This is a genomic window from Mesorhizobium sp. M7A.F.Ca.MR.362.00.0.0, from assembly GCF_004023175.1.
Lineage (GTDB): Bacteria > Pseudomonadota > Alphaproteobacteria > Rhizobiales > Rhizobiaceae > Mesorhizobium.
Map to the genome: position 1 here is coordinate 1 of NZ_RZTF01000522.1, position 2,895 is coordinate 2,895.

2 protein-coding genes and 4 pseudogenes are annotated in these 2,895 nt (G+C 65.1%); all 6 read left to right on the forward strand.

What is annotated here, in order from left to right:
• Nucleotides 1–207 (forward strand): annotated as a pseudogene (locus EOC06_RS34375) (transposase); the annotation flags it as partial.
• Nucleotides 198–338 (forward strand): annotated as a pseudogene (locus EOC06_RS44930) (transposase); the annotation flags it as partial. The pseudogenes EOC06_RS34375 and EOC06_RS44930, both read left to right, overlap by 10 nt.
• Nucleotides 339–411: 73 nt before the next feature.
• On the forward strand, nt 412–1,128 hold the full coding sequence (locus EOC06_RS34380) for a TniB family NTP-binding protein (RefSeq protein ID WP_280953413.1): 717 nt from the start codon (nt 412–414) through the stop codon (nt 1,126–1,128).
• Between the two features lie 77 nt (nt 1,129–1,205).
• A pseudogene (locus tag EOC06_RS45245) lies at nt 1,206–1,511 on the forward strand (hypothetical protein); the annotation flags it as partial.
• Between the two features lie 204 nt (nt 1,512–1,715).
• Complete coding sequence (locus EOC06_RS44250; RefSeq protein WP_245330150.1) at nt 1,716–2,309, forward strand: hypothetical protein; 594 nt, start codon at nt 1,716–1,718, stop codon at nt 2,307–2,309.
• A 369-nt stretch (nt 2,310–2,678) separates the two neighbouring features.
• Nucleotides 2,679–2,895 (forward strand): annotated as a pseudogene (locus EOC06_RS44255) (DUF1403 family protein); the annotation flags it as partial.

Below are 2,895 nucleotides of genomic sequence, written 5' to 3' on the forward strand. Positions count from 1 at the left end.
TTCGAAACCATTGAGGCCCAGCGCGCACTGGTCGAGGACGCGACCAGGCGCACCAAGGCAGCGCGTCAGCTGGCGGAAAGGCGCGACCGAGCGCTCGGCGCTGCCGCGTCAAACTCGCCGGTTGCGGCCGAGCCTGCGCAAATCGAGGATGAGCGGCCGATCGATTGGAGCAAGGTCCCCGTCTTTCCCGTCGAGGAATGGTCGTGAGAGGGGAGGGGACTTTCGAGCACCTCGACGACCGCTACCGCGGCTATGCCGCTTTGCCCGACGAAGAACGCATTGCCTGGATCAAGGCCGACCGCTGGATCGGCTTCGACCAGGCGCAAGCCGCACTTGTGCGCCTGAACGCGTTGCTCGCCTATCCCCCACGTGACCGCATGCCTTGCCTGCTGATCCTACGGCAACACCGGCATGGGCAAGACCAAGATCGTGCGCAAATTCGAGCGGGCGCATCCGCCCACATTGTGTCAGTCGACGGGCGTTACCAACAGGCCGGTCGTCGTGGCCCAAGTACCCTCGGAGCCGGTCGAGCGCGACCTCTATCGGGAACTGCTGGCCAGCCTGCAGGCTCCCGCGCTCGTGGGCGGCACGCTTGCCCGGGAGAAGGACATCTGCCGCTCGCTGCTGCGCACCGTCGGCGCCAGGATGATCGTGCTCGACGAGGTCAACGGGATGCTGGCGGGGACCTATCGGCAGCAACGGATATTCCTCAATGCGCTGCGGTTTCTCGCGAACGACCTGAGAGTGCCGCTGGTGTGCGCCGGCACCGATCTGGCGCGCCAGGCATTGCTCACCGACGCGCAGCTCGCCGAGCGCTTCGAGGCGTTTCATCTAAAACCCTGGAAGAACGATCACGCCTTTGCGCGGCTCTTGAAAAGCCTCGCTGGCATCCTGCCGCTGCGCGCTCCGTCCGATCTCGAAACGGACCCGGTTCGCGAAAGGATCCACACGCTCGCCAGCGGCGTCACGTTCCGGATTTTCCAGCTGATCGAGACGGCAGCCGAGGCGGCGATCCGGTCGGGGAAGGAACGGCTCGACCTGCTGAGTTTTGGAGACGATCTCGTGCTGCCGCTTGTGTCGATGACGCAATCGGCACGCCGGCGGATGCCGCAGGCGGCGGCCGGGTGATGGAGCCGGATCGTCTGCCCGTGGCGCCGCGGCCCTATCGCGACGAATTGCTGTCATCCTGGATGGCGCGGGTGGCATGCCGCTACGGCCTTACAGCGGAAGAGCTGGCGGGGCATTTCGCCGTTGATGGCAATTGCTTATCTTCGCCCTTGGCGATCGACGACAGGGCGCCGGCGCTCGATCAGACGAGGGTGTTGGCGCAGGCCTGTGGTGTCGACCCCGAGCGACTGCAGCGCCTGGCCTTGAGCAAGCGCTATCCGCACCGCTCTCGATCATGGTACGTGAGCGCAGGACCTGAGTGGGCGCCGTTGGCAAGGCCTCCATCCACCCCGGTCTGTGTCGCCTGCTTCGCTGCCGATCAAGCAGCCGGCCGCGATGCCTATTTGCGAGCCGGCTGGATGCTTGGCGAGCGCTGCATCTGTCCGATGCACGGCCGGCTGCTTCATGATCGCTGTGTCTCGTGTCATCGACAACTTTCCGTGGCTTTCCACCTGCACGAGGGAAGCGCTCGGCCGGCCTGCAGTCATTGCGCGCGGCTTCTCACCGATAGGGGAGGGGAGGGCGATCAGCCACAGGATACCGCCCTCGTGGCGACGGCGCTGGCCACCCAGCAGCGGATTACGGCAAGCCTCAACGGTGAAAATCCCGAGGGCGACAGGCTCGAGAAGGCGCTCTCGGTGCTCTGGGCGCCGCTCGACCACCCAGCCGCGGCACGACCCGTGCTGGCGCTCTGGTTCAATGAAGCTGGCTGGCGCTGTCCCTACGACGTCCGGCACGCCGTCGGCGCCGCAACTCCGCTTGGCCAGTTGCCGGTGCGCTGGCGCTTTATCACGCTGCTGGCTTTCGACGATGTTTTCGGCACCAGGCTGCTCGGTGGCGAGGGATTGCCGCCTCTCGCCGCGCATCTGATGCGGCGGGCCGCGCCACGGCAGATCCGCTTCTCAAGCCGACGGCCGAGCGGCCAGGCGCTGAAGCGCTCATCGGCCGAATACGAGCGCCTGGCGCGTCAAATCCTGGCTGATCCGGGCTGGATCGCCGCGGCAAAGCTACCTCCGCGGAAACGGGAGCGTGTTCGCGCTCGCCTGATCGATGCTGCGCTTGCCCGGAACCCGCCGGCGTCACCCGGGGCAACATTGTCGCCCAAACCGCCGAGCGACGAGCAGGCGATTCAGAAATGCTGAGACTGCGTGCTGCGGTGCGCAGTCTCACGAATTCCGATTCATCCGGCCGCACCAGGATACGCGAGATTTCGTCCGGAAGCCCGATTGGCGTGAATTTCGGCGTTCTGCGTGACGAGAGAGGCCATCCACTGGCCGCTGTCCGGGGATTAAGCGCAAACCCGGTCCGCTCAATGAACGCGAATTCTCGTCGATCTGACGCCTAAACGAGGCCGTCCGCCGGTGAAAAACGAGCGACAGGGGCCATTTCCTCTATAAAGACCAAAACGAACGATAAGGCAACATTATCGTTCGTTGTGGATAGCCGACAGGCGCAGCGCTTTTTGCCTATTTTCGTTGCCAAAAGCGCCGCCATGATTCATCGTGCTTTCGATGATTCTGCGCCCCAAACCCTCTCTGCACCACCAGGTCACGCTTGCCGGTGCTGCTTCAACCGCGCCGATCGCAATTGTGCCGACCTGGCTGCGCCGCGCCGCGCCGGATGCGCAAAGTCTTGCGGGCAAAGATGTTGAAGACGTCGCGCTCACCGCTGGCGCCGCCATCGGCGCGCTCGATGCGGTGGTTCGCCAGCAGGAGCGGTGGGCCGGCG

Bases quoted from the DNA above. Each gene is read 5' to 3' on its own strand.
- EOC06_RS34380 (WP_280953413.1), top strand. From the start codon at position 412: ATGGGCAAGACCAAGATCGTGCGCAAATTCGAGCGGGCGCATCCGCCC.